Origin of the sequence: Bacteroides sp. AM37-9 (genome assembly GCF_003603455.1) — a bacterium.
Classification (GTDB): Bacteria; Bacteroidota; Bacteroidia; order Bacteroidales; family Bacteroidaceae; genus Bacteroides; species Bacteroides xylanisolvens.
In genome coordinates, this window is record NZ_QTNF01000001.1 from 57400 (window position 1) to 75667 (window position 18268).

Genomic DNA, 18268 nt, shown 5'->3' on the forward strand with positions numbered 1-18268 from the left:
CGCCACAGGCTACTGCTGAACCTCTTCCAAATGTTTCATCCGAAACTCTTTTGGCGTGCACTCATACTTTTCACGGAACACCTTAAAGAAAGTAACTTTGTTCGAGAATCCCGAATCGAATACAATTTCATCAATCGTCTTTTTAGTGGTCAGCAATAAATCTTTCGCTATGTGCAAACGACATTCCTTAATCAGATCGGTCGGGCTATCCTCTCCTATCTCTTCCATCTTCCGATAAAGACTCCGGGGACTGATTGCCAGTCGATCGGCGATATAACGCGGAGTCAAATCTTTGTTCGTTATATTATCATTGATAATCTTCAAAACCGACTGAAGGAACTTCTTCGACTCTTTATGCGTCAACTTCCCGTCCGACTTTTCAAAAGAACTGATCGGCGAACTGAAATAATTTTTCAACACCTCTTTCCGTTCTATCACCTGACAGACAGAGATACGAAGATACTCCGCACTAAACGGTTTTGTGATATACATTTCCGCACCGGCAGAAAGGGCTTCCATCTGTTGTTCCATCTCGTGTCGTCCGGAAACCACAATAATAGGAATATGCGCCGTCTCTTTCACCGATTTAATCCGCCTGGTCAGTTCAATGCCACCCATTCCCGGCATCATGACATCACAGATAATCACATTCGGATAAACCTCATTCATCACCTGATCCAGCCGTTCAGGATCTTGCAAGGTTACCACATTGAAGTCAGCCGAGAAGATTTCTCCAATAAACCATAGCATTTCGATTTCATCATCGACAACCAAAAGCGTAGGACGCATCTTATCAAACTCATACTGGGGAAGTTTCAGTATCGATTGAGTATCTATCTTAGGGATGTATTCCGCTGTGAGCCGCTTGGTTTCCACCACTCCGGTAGTCAGTTCCACGACCGGCAAGGTTAGTGTAAACATCACCCATCCGTCAGGAGTATTTTCCACTTTCAACGTACCATTCAGCAACTTTGCCATATTATAAGAGATGGCTAGCCCCAGTCCGTTCCGTGAAAAGTTCTTTTCATCCTGATTCTCGAAATTATCCAAAATGGCATACCGATTAAAAATATACTGAAAATCCTTTTCCTTGATGGTACTTCCTTCATTTGCTACACGAAGAGCCAGCATATTTTCCCGGCTCGTATCCACTTCAATCTTGATACTCTGTCCGTCGGGAGTATATTTAAAGGCATTAGAAATCAGATTAATAATAATTGTATTCAGGAATCCTTTGTCCGAGTTCCACATCACCTGCTCGGGTATCTTGCTCAAGAAAGTGATGTTTCTGGATTTAGCCATTTCAACAAACGTTTTGGCTATTCCTTTCACAATGGAAGACACATTCAATGACTCAACCCGCACTTCCCTGTTTCCCGTTTCAATCCGACGGAATTCGATCAACTCATGAATCAGGTTGTTGAGACGCTCCGCATTCGTCTGAATCATCTGTACGTAGTCCACGACAAATTTACTAAGTCCCTTCGATGAAAGGATTCGTCCGCAAGGACCATAAATCAAAGTCAGCGGAGTACAAAATTCATGTGCGATATTAGTAAAGAAACGAAGTTTGGACTCAAAGACATTCTTTTGATGGCGTTTCTCTATCTCGTTCAGCAATTCCTGCTTTTTACGTTTGGAGCGCAGGATAAAGGAACGTATCAGCAAGGCTGCCAGTAAAAGCAGACACAGGGCATAAATCAAATAAGCCCACCAGGAAGCATACCACGGATCACCTATACGAATCACCAGAGAATAGACATCACTCTCTTTATCAAAGACACTATTGTAATATTTCACCAGTAAGGTATATTCGCCGGGAGCCATATTCGTAAAAGAGACTCCGCTTTCCGAACCATTGTTTACCCATTGGTCACTCAATCCTTTTAGTTTATAGAAATAGGTACAGTTATTACCATTCAGATAATCCACAGAGGCAAATGAAACAGAAAAGAAATTCTGGTCATACTGCAAATTCAAGACTTCAGTTTCTTTTTTCCGGGTGAGAAATTCGCCCAGATTGTATTGTTCACCGAAGATAGACAGCTTATCAAAATAAACAGGAGGCATATAAAGCTGCTCCGGACGGCCATCCGCCCGGATAGCTACGACTCCATTGATTCCGCCAAAGAACAGAGTACCAGTCTGGGAATCCCGAAAAGCGGCTCCGTCACTAAACTCTACCACCTTTAAACCATCTCCAAAACCGTATGAACGAAAGACATTCCTTTTCGTATCGAAATTGATTAATCCAAGATTGGTGCTCAACCAGAAGTCGTCGGACGAGTTTCTAAGAATTGCATGAATGGTATTATTCAGGAAACCATTCTTGGCATTGAAGAGCTGATAAGAGGTTTCCGATGTGTACTTTATCAATCCGTAGCTCGTTCCGAAAAGATAGTTATTGCTGCTGTCTTTACTGATAGCGAGAATATTATTCAGGGTCATGTTTTCGTATTTGTGAGTAGACACCGGTTCCAGGCCATTCGTCGTTTCGTTATAGCGGAATACCCCATATCCTTTATTGCCAAACAACAGGTTGGCTTCATTCTCCGCATAAATAGTAAAGAAATAGTTCGATCCCAGTTCGCCGTCATTGATGATGTAACGTTGCGCATCCACAATCACCGGATTGTCCGGTGTTCCGGCAATACGAGCTTTCACCACTCCCATGCCGACACTCACCAGCCACAGTTCGGAATCTGCTGTTTCGTAAATGTCATGGATGTATTTGAAATCTTCGTTACCGATCCGTATTGGTATACTCTTGATACGTTTTTCCCGATATGAATAATAAGTTAATCCTTCTTCGTCTCCTATCCAAAGCAAATTCCGGTGGCTCTTGGCAAAACAATAAACGGCATTACTACTCAAAGCACTATTAGAGGTAGTCAACACCTCCGCCCGACAGTCGGAGATGTTTTTATCGAATTCGTAATCATAGATTTTAAGAATTCCGTTTCCTTTGGTTCCCACCCAGAAAGTACGTTCATCATCAAGATAGATGGCACGCACGGGGCGTTCTATTTTCTCGGTATAATTGCTAAGCACCATTGATTTGATAGAATAAAGCGGGTTCGAATAAAGATAAACACCCTGCCCGTCGGTACCAATCCAAACAACATCCTGAAAACGGTCTTTCTTGAGACAGAATACACCGCTGTTGATAGGTAACGACTGAATTTGATAATGATTCGTCTCCTTCTGTTTCTCCAACAGCAGAATACCATCCATCAAAAAGCCCACAAAATAGCTGTTATGATAATGAACGATGGACGAAATTTTGCCACGTTCCTGTATTTCCTTACCCAGATTGGCAATAAACTCATTCTTCTGGGTCGGAATATGGAAAGCATAGAAATTAAATTCCTTGTCTATGTAATAAAGAGATTGCTCGTCATTGAAACAATAAATCAAGGAAGTCTGATAAATCAGGTTCGTTTTCTGGGGTAACAGGGTGATATCTCCCGATGCGGCTTCCTGCTGTATATCATAACAGCGGTTATATCCTTTCATGACTACCCACATCCGGTTGTTACCGTCGATAAAGAAGTTTACGATATCGGAAATCGGGATTCCCGTGATATTGATTTTCTTGAAGACTCCTTCTTTTTTATGATAATAATAAATGCAGTTACTATCCTGGATAATGAACAGATTACCATGACTATCCTTATTCATAAAGAAGAGTTTCTGAAATTCATTATAGTGAGTGATTGTATTGGTTTTCCGGTTCAAACGGTTCAGCCCATAGTAGGTTTGAATCCAGTAAATATCTTCGCCCGTATACACAATATTGTCAATCAGATTACCAGATAAGTAATCCTCCTTGTCACGAGTCTTAAATTCCTCAATCTCCTGTCCATCATAAATATTCAGCCCGTCGCAGGTCCCGATCCACATCAATCCACGCTCATCCTGGCACAGAGATGTAATCGAACTATTAGACATATACTCTTTATCTGCAACTTGCTTCAAATTATAAGCATAAGCGTTATGTATCAACAGATTAAGAAAAAAGAATAGAATAAAAACCAACTGTTTTCCCATAGTGTATTATTCTTAGATTTGCTATATGACAAAGGTAAACAAAAAAACATTTCGAGCTTTTTTTTGGCCGGAATATAAGTTAAGTTCCGTGCCAGAGTAGTTAATTTTAGCGACAAGAGGCGATTTAACCACTCTATTACTAGAAGCACATTCCTTTTCTCCCTATTTTCGTCGTAGAAATTATTTTCAAATCTATAAATTCATTTGTTCATGAAAACACATTTTTCATTTAAACACTTGCTATTTCTTGGAGGTGCCGTGTTGTACAGCCTGCAATCTTCTGCCGTTAAGAATCCGGTAGACTATGTCAGCACACTGGTAGGCACTCAATCCAAGTTTGAACTGTCTACCGGAAACACGTATCCGGCTACGGCATTGCCGTGGGGAATGAATTTCTGGACACCGCAGACCGGTAAAATGGGAGACGGTTGGGCGTACACGTATGATGCCGACAAAATCCGGGGATTCAAACAAACACATCAGCCCAGTCCCTGGATGAACGACTACGGGCAGTTTGCCATCATGCCTATCACCGGCGGACTGGTATTCGATCAAGACCGACGCGCCAGTTGGTTCTCTCACAAAGCGGAAGTTGCCAAACCTTATTATTATAAGGTGTACCTTGCCGACCATGATGTAACAACCGAGCTTGCTCCTACGGAGCGTGCCGTCATGTTCCGTTTCACGTATCCGGAGACAAAGAATGCCTACGTGATTGTAGACGCTTTCGACAAAGGTTCTTATGTGAAAGTGATTCCGGAAGAAAACAAGATTATCGGCTATTCAACCAAGAATAGCGGCGGTGTGCCGGAAAACTTCAAAAACTATTTCGTGATTCAATTCGACAAACCGTTCACATTCGTTTCCACAGTTTCCGAAAACAACATTCTTCCGAATGAAACAGAAGCGAAAGGAAACCACACAGGTGCGGTAATCGGATTCGCCACGAAAAAGGGAGAAATCGTACACGCACGTGTTGCTTCCTCCTTTATCAGCCCCGAACAGGCGGAGTTGAATCTCAAAGAGCTTGGCAAAAACAGTTTCGACCAACTGGTAGCGAACGGAAGAGAGATCTGGAACCGTGAAATGAGTAAGATAGAGGTGGAAGACGATAACATTGATAACCTGCGCACCTTCTATTCTTGTCTATACCGTTCCATGCTTTTTCCACGCAGTTTCTACGAGATAGACGCTAAGGGAGAAATCATGCATTACAGCCCCTATAACGGTGAAGTGCGTCCCGGCTATATGTTTACCGACACCGGTTTTTGGGACACGTTCCGTTGTCTGTTTCCTTTCCTCAACCTGATGTATCCGTCAATGAATCAAAAGATGCAGGAGGGGCTGGTAAACGCTTACAAAGAGAGCGGTTTCCTGCCGGAATGGGCCAGCCCGGGACATCGGGATTGTATGGTAGGCAACAACTCGGCTTCCGTAGTGGCCGACGCTTACATCAAAGGGTTGCGCGGGTATGATATCGAAACTCTTTGGGAAGCATTGAAACATGGAGCAAATGCACATCTTCGCGGGACTGCTTCGGGGCGTCTCGGTTACGAGTCTTACAACCAACTGGGATATGTTGCCAACAATATCGGCATAGGACAAAACGTTGCACGTACACTGGAGTATGCATATAACGACTGGGCAATTTATACATTAGGCAAGAAACTCGGTAAACCGGAGAGCGAAATCGACATTTATAAGAAACACGCGCTGAACTACCAAAATGTCTATCATCCGGAACGCAAACTGATGGTTGGCAAAGACAACAAAGGCGTATTCAATCCGAATTTCGATGCAGTGGACTGGAGCGGTGAATTTTGCGAAGGGAATAGCTGGCACTGGAGCTTCTGCGTATTCCACGACCCGCAAGGACTTATCAACCTGATGGGAGGCAAGAAAGAATTCAACGCGATGATGGATTCCGTCTTTGTCATCCCAGGTAAACTGGGAATGGAAAGCCGCGGCATGATTCACGAAATGCGTGAAATGCAAGTAATGAACATGGGGCAATATGCGCACGGCAATCAGCCTATTCAGCACATGGTATATCTCTACAACTATTCGAGCGAGCCCTGGAAAGCTCAATACTGGATACGTGAGATTATGAACAAACTATATACCGCCGGTCCCGACGGTTATTGCGGTGACGAAGACAACGGACAGACTTCCGCCTGGTATGTATTCTCCGCACTCGGTTTCTATCCGGTTTGCCCGGGAACGGATGAATATATCATAGGAACCCCGCTTTTCAAATCAGCGAAGTTACATTTGGAGAACGGAAAGACCATCACTATCAAGGCAGATAACAACCAGCTTGACAACCGCTACATCAAGGAAATGAAAGTAAACGGGAAATCACAAACCCGTAATTTCCTTACACATGACCAGCTGATTAAAGGTGCTAATATTCAATTTCAAATGAGCCCCGTGCCCAATAAACAACGGGGAACCACAGAAAAAGATGTACCTTACTCTCTTTCGTTTGAATAAAATATTGTACTTTTGGAGATCAATGAATTATCTACCAAACAAACTATAAAAACATGAAACTGAAAAACCTTTTACTAATTGCCCTTGTTGCGATCGTCTTTTGCGGTTGCCAAAGTAACTATCAGCCTACTTCTATCACCGTTGCCTCCTACAATTTGAGAAACGCCAACGGTGGCGATTCAATCAACGGAAACGGTTGGGGACAACGTTACCCGGTCATTGCCCAAATAGTGCAATACCATGATTTCGATATTTTCGGCACGCAGGAGTGCTTTATTCATCAACTGAAAGATATGAAAGAAGCATTACCCGGTTATGATTATATCGGTGTAGGCCGCGACGACGGCAAAGAGAAAGGTGAACATTCTGCTATTTTCTATCGCACAGACAAGTTTGACGTGATAGAGAAAGGTGATTTCTGGTTGTCGGAAACTCCCGACGTGCCGAGCAAAGGATGGGATGCCGTATTGCCGCGTATTTGCAGTTGGGGACACTTCAAATGCAAGGATACCGGCTTCGAATTCCTTTTCTTCAACCTGCACATGGACCATATCGGCAAGAAAGCACGTGTGGAAAGTGCATTCCTCGTACAGGACAAGATGAAAGAACTTGGCAAAGGCAAAGAGCTTCCGGCCATCCTGACGGGAGACTTCAATGTCGACCAGACCCACCAGTCTTATGATGCTTTTGTGAGCAAAGGGGTGTTGTGCGACTCTTACGAGAAGGCCGGCTTCCGCTATGCTATCAACGGCACGTTCAACGACTTCGACCCGAACAGCTTTACGGAAAGCCGTATCGACCATATATTCGTTTCTCCGTCTTTCCATGTGAAAAGATATGGTGTGCTGACGGATACTTACCGCAGCATCGTAGGCAAGGGAGAAAAGAAGCAGGCGAACGATTGCCCGGAAGAAATCGACATCAAGACTTATCAGGCGCGCACTCCTTCAGACCATTTCCCCGTAAAGGTGGAACTGGAGTTCGACCAGCGTCAGCAGAAATAATCTTTGTATCTAGTTATAACCTGAAAGTTTCACCACACAACCCGATATTCCTATGAGAAATATATGTTTTGTAGCCTGTATGTTATTTTGCCTTACCTCCGCAGTGGGAAAGACACCGGGAAATACCCGTTATCTTTCTATTGCCGACTCAATTCTATCTAATGTATTGAATCTCTATCAGACGAATGACGGACTACTAACAGAAACGTATCCTGTCAATCCCGACCAAAAAATTACTTATCTGGCGGACGGAACGCAGCAGAACGGAACGCTGAAGGCTTCTTTTCTATGGCCGTATTCCGGGATGATGTCGGGTTGTGTGGCTTTATACAAAGCGACCGGAAACAAGAAGTACAAAAAGATTCTCGAGAAAAGAATTCTACCGGGAATGGAGCAGTATTGGGATAACAGTCGCTTGCCGGCCTGTTATCAGTCATACCCCACCAAGTACGGGCAGCACGGACGTTATTATGACGATAACATCTGGATTGCACTGGACTATTGCGATTATTACCAACTGACTCACAAGCCTGCATCTTTGGAAAAAACCGTTGCATTGTATCAATATATCTACAGTGGATGGAGCGATGAGATAGGCGGTGGCATCTTTTGGTGTGAACAGCAGAAGGAAGCGAAGCATACTTGTTCCAATGCACCGTCTACTGTGCTCGGTGTCAAGTTGTACCGGCTGACGAAGGATGCCAAATACCTCGAAAAAGCAAAAGAGACGTATGCCTGGACGAAAAAGCATCTGTGCGACCCTACCGACCATCTTTACTGGGATAACATCAACCTGAAAGGGAAAGTTTCCAAAGAGAAGTACGCCTACAACAGTGGACAGATGATTCAGGCGGGCGTATTGCTCTATGAAGAAACAGGAGATGAACAGTATTTGCGCGATGCACAGCAGACAGCCGCAGGAACTGATGCCTTTTTCCGCACAAAAGCCGACAAGAAAGACCCGACTGTCAAAGTGCATAAAGACATGGCCTGGTTTAACGTGATCTTATTCAGAGGACTGAAAGCTCTGTATAAGATTGACAAGAATCCGGCGTATGTCAATGCGATGGTGGAAAATGCGCTTCACGCCTGGGAAAACTACCGGGATGAAAACGGATTATTAGGCAGGGATTGGTCGGGACACAACAAGGAACAGTATAAATGGCTGCTCGACAATGCCTGTCTTATTGAATTCTTTGCAGAGATTTAACACTTCTTCTCCGCAACACTTTCATAATCAATACTAATCAACAAAAAAAGACTATTACCATGAATATAACTAAAGCCTTTTGTTTGTCCATAGCACTCTTTGGTGCTAGCAATATGCAGGCTATAACGAACAGTGATTTTGTCATCCAACAAGATAATACCCAAATCAACAACTATCAGACGAACCGCCCGGAAGCATCGAAACGTCTGTTTGTCTCGCAAGCTGTGGAACAACAGATTGCGCATATCAAGCAACTGCTGACGAATGCCCGCTTGGCATGGATGTTCGAAAACTGTTTCCCGAACACATTGGACACTACTGTTCATTTTGACGGTAAAGACGATACGTTTGTTTATACAGGTGACATCCACGCCATGTGGTTGCGCGATTCGGGTGCACAAGTATGGCCTTACGTGCAACTCGCCAACAAAGACGCGGAACTGAAAAAGATGCTGGCCGGCGTTATCAAACGTCAGTTCAAGTGTATCAATATCGACCCGTATGCCAATGCTTTCAACATGAATTCCGAAGGCGGCGAATGGATGAGCGACCTTACGGACATGAAGCCCGAACTGCACGAACGCAAATGGGAAATCGACTCGCTCTGCTATCCTATCCGTCTTGCTTATCATTACTGGAAGACGACGGGAGATGCCAGTATATTCTCCGACGAATGGCTTACAGCCATCGCCAAGGTTCTGAAAACGTTTAAGGAACAGCAACGAAAAGAAGATCCGAAAGGTCCTTATCGTTTCCAACGTAAAACGGAACGTGCACTCGATACGATGACCAACGACGGCTGGGGTAATCCTGTAAAGCCGGTCGGACTGATTGCTTCTGCTTTCCGTCCTTCGGATGATGCTACAACTTTCCAGTTCCTCGTTCCGTCCAACTTCTTTGCTGTAACTTCATTGCGCAAAGCTGCCGAAATTCTGAATACGGTCAACAAGAAACCTGATTTAGCTAAAGAATGTACTACACTGTCGAACGAAGTGGAAGCAGCCCTGAAACAGTATGCGGTTTACAATCATCCGAAATATGGCAAAATCTATGCTTTCGAAGTAGATGGTTTCGGCAACCAACTGTTAATGGATGATGCCAATGTGCCGAGTCTCATTGCCCTGCCTTATCTTGGAGATGTGAAAGTGAACGATCCTATTTATCAGAATACCCGTAAGTTTGTATGGAGCGAAGATAATCCTTACTTCTTCAAAGGTACTGCCGGCGAAGGAATTGGCGGTCCGCACATCGGATATGACATGATTTGGCCCATGAGTATTATGATGAAAGCATTTACCAGTCAAAACGACGCAGAAATCAAGACCTGCATCAAAATGCTAATGGATACGGATGCCGGAACAGGGTTCATGCATGAATCTTTCCACAAGAACGACCCGAAGAACTTTACTCGTTCCTGGTTTGCATGGCAAAATACGCTATTCGGAGAACTAATCCTAAAACTCGTAAATGAAGGAAAAGTAGACTTACTGAATAGTATCCAATAGTCTTCTATTATGTTTTTTATTGTATTCCCGCTTATGAGATAACTGTTTCTAACCTTGAAGCTTACGCTTCCAAAGTAGTTTCAAGGTTGAAGAACTTTAGTTTCACGCCTTTGAAACCATAGTTTCAAGTAAGTGAAACCAAAGTTTCCCGCTGACGAAACAAAAGTTTCAAGCAATAGAACTTTTAGTTTCAAGTACTGAAACTCTCTCTTCTGTAATAGGCTGATAATCCTTGAATACCAATCCGGATAGAGAAATAAGTATCCACATAGCAGAGAAACAATAAAATCCTTGCTTTCAACAACAAGGTGACAGCAAAGTTGTCGTCACCTTGCCGTCACATCATGCTGTCACACTGCAGTATATTTATAATCAATCATTTATGCCCAGTCAGGTGACAGATGACAGCATTTAATTTATTTTCCAATTTATATGTAGGGAGTATATGACTCCTAAAAAATAAATGACCCATATAATATGAACAACATGAAATCAACTTTTTTATTCCTACTTGCTACAACCATGATGACTTGTACTGCCTACGGACAGTCCTCCAATCATAAAGAGAACAAATTACCCGATTGGGCTTTCGGTGGTTTCGAACGTCCAAAGAATGTCAATCCGGTAATATCTCCTATAGAAAACACCAAGTTTTACTGTCCATTGACCAAAGATTCTATTGCGTGGGAATCGAACGATACATTCAATCCGGCTGCTACACTCTACAATGGTGAGATTGTCGTGTTATACCGTGCAGAGGATAAATCAGGTGTCGGTATCGGACACCGGACTTCCCGCCTCGGTTATGCCACTTCTACCGACGGCACACATTTCCAACGGGAAAAGACTCCTGTATTCTATCCGGATAATGATTCACAAAAAGAGTTGGAATGGCCCGGCGGCTGCGAAGACCCACGAATTGCCGTAACCGATGACGGATTATATGTAATGATGTACACCCAATGGAATCGCCATGTGCCTCGCCTGGCAGTAGCGACCTCTCGCAACCTAAAAGACTGGACAAAACACGGTCCTGCTTTTGCCAAAGCATTTGATGGAAAGTTCTTCAACCTGGGTTGTAAGTCCGGCTCTATCCTGACCGAAGTTGTTAAAGGGAAACAGGTTATCAAGAAAGTCAACGGGAAATACTTTATGTACTGGGGAGAAGAGCATGTATTCGCAGCTACTTCCGATGACTTAATCCACTGGACACCTATTGTCAATATTGACGGCTCCCTAAAAAAGCTGTTTTCTCCCCGTGACGGCTACTTTGACAGCCATCTCACCGAATGTGGACCTCCGGCTATCTACACTCCGAAAGGAATCGTCCTTCTTTATAATGGTAAGAACCATTCAGGAAGAGGTGACAAACGCTATACCGCCAATGTCTATGCTGCCGGACAAGCACTCTTCGACGCCAATAATCCTACCCGCTTTATCACCCGTCTCGATGAACCGTTCTTCCGTCCGATGGATAGCTTTGAAAAGAGCGGGCAATATGTGGATGGAACCGTATTTATAGAAGGAATGGTCTACTTCAAAAACAAATGGTATTTGTATTATGGTTGTGCTGACTCCAAAGTAGGAGTAGCCGTTTATGATCCGAAACGACCGGCAAAGGCTGATCCGCTTCCATAGTTATAAAAATAGTCTTGATTACATTCTTTTTTAAAGGAAAGATATAATCAAGACTAACTTATTTCTTAAAACTATATTCCCCAAAACGGCTGAAAACAGTAAGTTCTTGTTAAGGATTTGCTTTTCAGCCGTTTCTAGTATAAAATAAAGCTTTCCGAAGCAGAATTAAATGCTACAATCGGAAAGCCTTATAATACCTATTGAAAACTGAATTGAATATTGAGAACCAGCTTTATTCTTTCATTGTCGGAGGCTTCTTCCTCCTTTCAACAATTAGCTGTCTTTTATAAGTAAGCCATCTTTATCCATTTATCTTATTCAAAACAACCGGTCTGTTTGCCGGAGCCTTACCAAAATTCTTATTAGGCTTTTTCCCCATTACAAACTTCAATGTGCTGCCATTTATTATATCCTGATAAGTGATATAACTCTTATCATAAGGCTTGCCATTCAAATACACTTTCTGGATATAGATATTTTCTTTGCTGTTATTGAGTGCTTCTACAGTAAAAGTGTTACCACCACGTACCTTCATTTCTACTTTCTTAAAACAAGGGCTACCGAAAACAAATACACCATCCGACGGGTTCACCTGATAGAGTCCCATAGATGAAAGAAGATACCAGGCAGACATTTGGCCACAATCCTCATTACCGATGATGCCGTCCGGCTGGTCTGTGTAAAAATCGCTCATGATAAAACGAACCTTTTCCGCCGTTTTCCATTGTTCACCGGCATACGCATAAAGATAAGCAACATGATGGCTCGGTTCATTTCCATGTGCATATTGTCCGATCAATCCGGTTATGTCGCTCGATGCTCCTTCCCCCATACTGTCGTTGTTGGTGAAGAAATTATCAAGTTTAGTAATAAAGGGGTTGTCACCGCCAAACAAGGCAATCAGCCCGTACGGGTCTTGTGGTACAAAGAAAGTATATTGCCATCCGTTTCCTTCACAAAAATCTCCAACTGTGTGGATGGAACGTGCCGGATCATAAGGAGTACGCCAAGAGCCGTCTTCCAATTTCGGACGAATGAAATGGATTGAAGAATCAAAATAGTTCTTGTAATAATGAGCACGCTTTGAGAAAGTTTCAGCATCTTCTGCCTTTCCCATCTTACGTGCCATAGCGGCAATTCCCCAGTCGTCCACTGCATACTCCATGGCTATGGAAGTAGCTTCATGAACTTTATCGGCAGGGATATACCTCTTTTTGACTACATAAGGTACTCCTTTCTGCTTTTCATAAGTAGCTGTAGCTATCATTGCTTGCAATGCTTCTTCCGCATCGAACCCGGTAAATCCCTTCAGATATGCATCGGCAATCACCGGCACGGAGCTATACCCCGGCATCTGATCGGTCTCTCCACTCATCAAAGGCCAGATAGGGAGTTTGTCCTGCTGACGATAGATGGAAATCATCGAATTGACTACATGGTCAACCATTTCAGGTTGAGTAATAGTCATCAAAGGATTTAATGCACGGTAGGTATCCCATAAAGAAAGAGTCGTATAGTTGGCTTTCTTCGGGTCTGTGTAAATCATGTCATTCATCCCTCTATACTCTCCATTCACATCGCAAAAAAGCGTAGGGGCAATCATAGTATGATAATGGGCGGTATAGAATACACGCTTGGAAGCCTCATCATCAGTCTCTACTGTCATCTTCTCCAGTTGCTTGTTCCATCGGTCGGCACTCATATCCACCACCTTATCAAAATCCCAGTGAGTAAGTTCGGATTGCAGGTTCATCGCTGCGTTGTCACAGCTGACAGAAGAAAGAGCGACTTTTATCTTCACTTCTTTCACGTTGCCAAAAGTAAGGACACTCTTCACCGATGCCACTTTCAGTTGGTCCCAAGGTTGCGGAGCATTATCGTCATAGGCAGTAAACTGCTCTATCTTTTTATCACTTTTCAACACAAAATAAACTTTGCGGGAAGGACTCCAGCCTCTCACATAGCGATACCCCTCTACCGTATAATCATCTACCTTACGGATATAGCTGTCGTAAGCATTCGATCCGTTTCCTTCACGTAAGTCGATCAATATGGAAGCCGGTTTTCCTTCGGGATAAGTATAACGATGGAAGCCTACACGATCTGTAGCTGTCAGCTCGGCTTTGATATTATAACGGTCGAGAAGCAAAGAGTAATATTCGGGACGGGCGATTTCATTCGCATGAGAATATCTGGAAGCATACCCATCACGTATATCATCCTGATTGCCTCTGGGGGTACGGATCTCATTCAATGGCATGATGAGAATATCACATAAGTCAGTACAACCCGTACCGCTCAAATGGGTATGTGAAAAGCCGATTAAAATACTATCGGAATAATGATAACCCGAGCACCAGTCCCAACCTTTATGGATATTGGTAGGGCCCAGCTGTACCATTCCATACGGAACACTCGTCCCAACAAAGACGTGTCCATGATAACCGGATCCGATATACGGATCGACGTACTGCAATAATCCTTCACTTTTTGAATAGTTCTGTTGCGCTACTCCATTTCCCGCTGCAAGCAAGACACAGGAAGTAAGTGCAAGTAGTTTAAATGCTTTCATTCGTATTTTTCTTTGGTATGATTGAAAATTATAGTTAGCGAATGATGCAAATATACTACCTATTTAGGAATTAACTAACTGTCGCTAGAGCTTACAAGAAAAATGGCAGGCAGGTTTACTCTTTTGGCAAGTTCCAACCACAAATTTACACGGTTTTCCACAGAAAAACTGCGTACCGTCTATAAATAACATAATAGATGAATCTGTGGAAATCCGTGTTAATCTATGGCGAATCCTTTCCATAAGTTTCCTTCGGGAAGAGGAGCTTCAAGTTCTATCAGTTCTTTGGAGACAGGATGTATGAATCTCACTCTCCGGGCATGCAGGCAAATACTCCCGTCCGGATTGGAGCGTGGAGAACCATACTTCAAATCTCCCTTGATAGGGCATCCCATTTTTGCCAGCTGACAACGGATCTGATGATGCCGCCCGGTTTTTAAATCAACTTCGAGTAAGAAGTAATTCTCCGAATGACCAATCAACCGGTAATGCAAGATCGCTTTCTTGCTGTTCGGCACCTCCTTGTCGTATGCATAACTTTTATTCTGCTTTTCATTGCGCACAAGGAAATGTACCAATTCCCCCTCCGGTTCTTTCGGCGCATTTTTCACGACTGCCCAATAAGTCTTTTTCACCTCACTGGTGCGAAACATTTCGTTGAGCCTTGTCAGCGCCTTACTCGTTTTGGCAAAAATAACAAGACCGCTTACGGGGCGGTCCAGCCGGTGTGTCACACCGAGGAAAACATTTCCGGGTTTCTGATACTTCTCTTTCAGGTACTGCTTCACAGTCTCCGAAAGCGGCGTATCCCCCGTCTTGTCTGCCTGGACAATCTCGGAAGCGGTCTTGTTGACTACAATGATATGGTTGTCTTCGTATACAACAGTCATTCTGTTCGATTACATATTCATACCACCATCTACCTGAATCACTTGACCTGATACATAAGAAGACATATCAGAAGCCAGGAAGGTAGCGATGTTTGCCACATCTTCAGGAGTACCACCACGACGCAAAGGTATTTTCTTTGCCCATTCAGCTCTTACTTCGTCAGAAAGAGCAGCTGTCATGTCTGTCAGGATAAATCCCGGAGCGATAGCGTTGGCACGGATACCGCGAGAGCCCAACTCTTGTGCGATAGACTTAGCCAATGCAATCATACCTGCTTTAGAAGCAGCATAGTTAGCCTGTCCTGCATTTCCGTGAACACCTACAACAGAGGCCATATTGATAATACTACCAGCTTTTTGACGCATCATGATAGGTGTACAAGCGTGGATGAAGTTAAATGCAGACTTCAGGTTCACGTTGATTACCATATCCCATTGCTGTTCGCTCATACGCATCATCAAGCCGTCACGAGTGATACCGGCATTGTTTACCAATATATCGATACGTCCGAAGTCCTTGTGGATTTCTTCTACGACCTTTGCAGTATCTTCAAAGTTAGCAGCGTTAGAAGCATAACCTTTGGCTTTCACGCCCATTGCTTCCAATTCTTTAGCTGTATTGTCTGCATTTTCGTCAATGACAAGGTCAGTAAATGCGATGTTTGCGCCTTCGGCAGCAAACTTAAGAGCGATAGCCTTACCAATACCGCGAGCTGCACCGGTTACAATGGCTGTTTTTCCGTCTAATAATCCCATACTAAAAGTTATTTAATTAAATTTCTGTTCTATGCAGTGCGCCAAACACAATGTTGGACACATATCTATTTCTTGTATCTTCATCCAGATGTGCACCTATATGTCCACGAATATAAGGAACTTCAATACCTTTCACACAATAATGTATCAAATCGGCAGTCATCTCCACATCGTCAATATGGAAAACTCCTTTTGCCTGTCCTTCCAGAAGAACTGCCTTAAAGAACTGTATTTCCTTTGCGTCGAATTTCTTACGCACCTTCTCCACCCGCCATATATCACGGAAAAAGTTAGCACGCAACGTCCCGTTCCGATAGACCACCTCTTTCACTGCATCTAATCGGGTATATATCAGCTCCAGCAGTTTTTCGTCCGGAGAAATGTTTTTCTCGGCTACCCGCTTCATCATATCCGACAATATATCCAATTCCGATTCCACAACAGCCAAATAGATTTCATCCTTACTTTTAAAATAAGTATAGAGCGTTCGTCTCCCTTTTTTAGAAGCAAGAGCGATATCGTTCATAGTCGTATTTTCTACCCCCATCTTCGCAAAAAGCTGACGGGCTACATCTACTAACTTGGCTTTTGTCTTGGATACGGTCATAGGTTACAAATTGCACATTGCTGAATATTTTGAGCAAAAGTAATTCTTTTCTTTAGACCATACAAGAAAACAGAGAGAATATTAACATTTGTATATTAATAGGTGCTAAGAAAAAGTTTCATCATTATTTCGTTCATTCTCAACCTAATAAGAAAAAAGTGATGATTTATTCGAAAAATATTCAGCGAATTATTTGTTTGTTTCAAAAAAAGCCGTACCTTTGCACCCGTTAAACATCGCGGAGTGGAGCAGTTGGTAGCTCGTTGGGCTCATAACCCAAAGGTCATTCGTTCGAGTCGGATCTCCGCAACTAAAGAAAAAGAAGAATCGCAGAAATGCGGTTCTTCTTTTTTATGACAACTCTTCTTTACTGACTTTATTCACAACCTCATTTCAGTTATCAACAAGGATATCAACAAAGTTATTAACAGGTTAATTAATTTATAATTAAACAATTAACCTAATAGTCCCCTTTTCTATCAACAAGGCAGTATTTAGTTATTCACAACCTAAGATGGGGCATAAAAAGTTCATTGAGGGAATTAAAAAAGTTGCCATAAATAAGCCATTCTACATAAAAAAAGAATGACGCTATCCAATGCAAATAGTGACGGTATATGACAGCGATACCGTTAGTATCCTGAACATATACCGTCACTAGTTTTTCTACATCAATCAGCGATCTCACGTTTATTCATATAGTACCGCCAACAGAGATTCCCGGTTGATCTTATTTATGCTTACAGAACTTCCATACCTTTTCCGCATAACGTTTTCCTAACAATAATTGTGCTTCTGTATTAAAATGAGGGTCCTTCTCATCTTTATACCATCCCAATCCTTTCGACGACACCCAATCGGAATAGGGAATAAATGAAGATACTTTTTTAATCATCTGATTAAAGGGAATAGTCCCCGCTTCTCTCTTCGTCCAGTTCCATTGAGAAATCTGTCCGACAACAACCGGTAGATCCGGCATGTTTAAATCTTCCCGCAGGTCTTTCACCAAAGAAATCAGTTTTTGTTTATATGCTTCCGGATTGGAACAATCGGCTTCTCCCTGATGCCAAAGGATCGCTTTCAAAACACCTCCCTGTTTCATCGCAATCCGAATCCGGGAGAGGGCTTCTTCATAATATCCATCTTTACTGCCTTTTAGCCAAGAGTTGATAGAAGAGCCACCACGCGCATTTACTACCAGTCCGAGAGGGCGTTTCGTTTTCCGCGTCATTTCTTTGGCAAAACCATAAGCCGGTCCCAAGCGTTGCATCGACAGGTCTTTACGGACTGTCGAATAACGATTGAGAGGATTTACTGCCGGTTCAAAATTCCCCTTATCATTCAATAGATATACATTTCGCAGCGTATCCATGACCTCCGGAGTCAATGTTGCACGCCCCGCCATGTTGGATTGACCGATGCATACATACAAATCAAAAGTGGATGGAACATCTTCCTTTACATTTCCTGCAAAAGCAAACAGGGATTGCAGGAGGAAAAAAGACAGTAAATAAATAGACCTAAGCATACGAACTGTGTTTAT

Annotated in this window: 11 protein-coding genes and 1 tRNA gene; 6 read left to right on the top strand and 6 right to left on the bottom strand. The window is 43.0% G+C overall.

Features of this window, described 5'->3' with window-relative positions; genetic code table 11:
- Positions 1-9 precede the first annotated feature (9 nt).
- Positions 10-4050 carry a response regulator gene (locus DW862_RS00200; protein WP_120067065.1) on the bottom strand — a complete coding sequence of 1347 codons (4041 nt, stop codon included), beginning with the start codon at positions 4048-4050 and terminating at the stop codon, positions 10-12.
- A gap of 210 nt (positions 4051-4260) precedes the next feature.
- On the opposite strand from DW862_RS00200, the gene DW862_RS00205 reads away from it, so the two are divergent.
- The 5 genes from DW862_RS00205 to DW862_RS00225 all read left to right on the top strand — a co-directional run bounded on the left by DW862_RS00205 (position 4261) and on the right by DW862_RS00225 (position 11900).
- Positions 4261-6543, top strand: coding sequence for a GH92 family glycosyl hydrolase (locus DW862_RS00205; RefSeq protein ID WP_120067066.1), 2283 nt, complete (start codon positions 4261-4263; stop codon positions 6541-6543).
- 53 nt (positions 6544-6596) lie between these two features.
- On the top strand, positions 6597-7547 hold the full coding sequence (locus DW862_RS00210) for an endonuclease/exonuclease/phosphatase family protein (protein WP_120067067.1): 951 nt from the start codon (positions 6597-6599) through the stop codon (positions 7545-7547).
- A gap of 52 nt (positions 7548-7599) precedes the next feature.
- Positions 7600-8757, top strand: coding sequence for a glycoside hydrolase family 76 protein (locus DW862_RS00215; protein WP_120067068.1), 1158 nt, complete (start codon positions 7600-7602; stop codon positions 8755-8757).
- Positions 8758-8816: 59 nt separating this feature from the next.
- Entirely contained in the window at positions 8817-10262 is a 1446-nt protein-coding gene (locus DW862_RS00220) for a glycoside hydrolase family 125 protein (protein WP_120067069.1), read from the top strand.
- 477 nt (positions 10263-10739) lie between these two features.
- Positions 10740-11900, top strand: a complete 1161-nt coding sequence (locus tag DW862_RS00225; protein WP_165861861.1) for a glycoside hydrolase family 130 protein — start codon at positions 10740-10742, stop codon at positions 11898-11900.
- Positions 11901-12201: 301 nt separating this feature from the next.
- Here the strand turns inward: DW862_RS00225 and DW862_RS00230 are convergent, their stop codons facing one another.
- From DW862_RS00230 to DW862_RS00245, 4 genes are all read right to left on the bottom strand, one after another.
- Positions 12202-14472: a GH92 family glycosyl hydrolase gene (locus DW862_RS00230; RefSeq protein WP_117684356.1), complete on the bottom strand. Its 2271-nt coding sequence runs from the start codon at positions 14470-14472 to the stop codon at positions 12202-12204.
- Positions 14473-14690: 218 nt separating this feature from the next.
- Positions 14691-15362, bottom strand: coding sequence for an RluA family pseudouridine synthase (locus tag DW862_RS00235; RefSeq protein ID WP_120067070.1), 672 nt, complete (start codon positions 15360-15362; stop codon positions 14691-14693).
- Between the two features lie 9 nt (positions 15363-15371).
- Complete coding sequence (fabG, locus tag DW862_RS00240; RefSeq protein WP_120067071.1) at positions 15372-16118, bottom strand: 3-oxoacyl-[acyl-carrier-protein] reductase; 747 nt, start codon at positions 16116-16118, stop codon at positions 15372-15374.
- Between the two features lie 16 nt (positions 16119-16134).
- The gene (locus DW862_RS00245) at positions 16135-16725 is read right to left on the bottom strand and encodes a TetR/AcrR family transcriptional regulator (RefSeq protein ID WP_120067072.1); all 591 of its coding nucleotides are present in this window, start codon (positions 16723-16725) and stop codon (positions 16135-16137) included.
- A 237-nt stretch (positions 16726-16962) separates the two neighbouring features.
- On the opposite strand from DW862_RS00245, the gene DW862_RS00250 reads away from it, so the two are divergent.
- A tRNA-Met gene (locus DW862_RS00250) sits at positions 16963-17035 on the top strand.
- A gap of 420 nt (positions 17036-17455) precedes the next feature.
- On the opposite strand, the gene DW862_RS00255 is transcribed toward DW862_RS00250, so the two are convergent.
- A complete protein-coding gene (locus tag DW862_RS00255) occupies positions 17456-18253 on the bottom strand; it encodes a sialate O-acetylesterase (RefSeq protein ID WP_120067073.1) in 798 nt (265 codons plus the stop codon).
- Positions 18254-18268 lie beyond the last annotated feature (15 nt).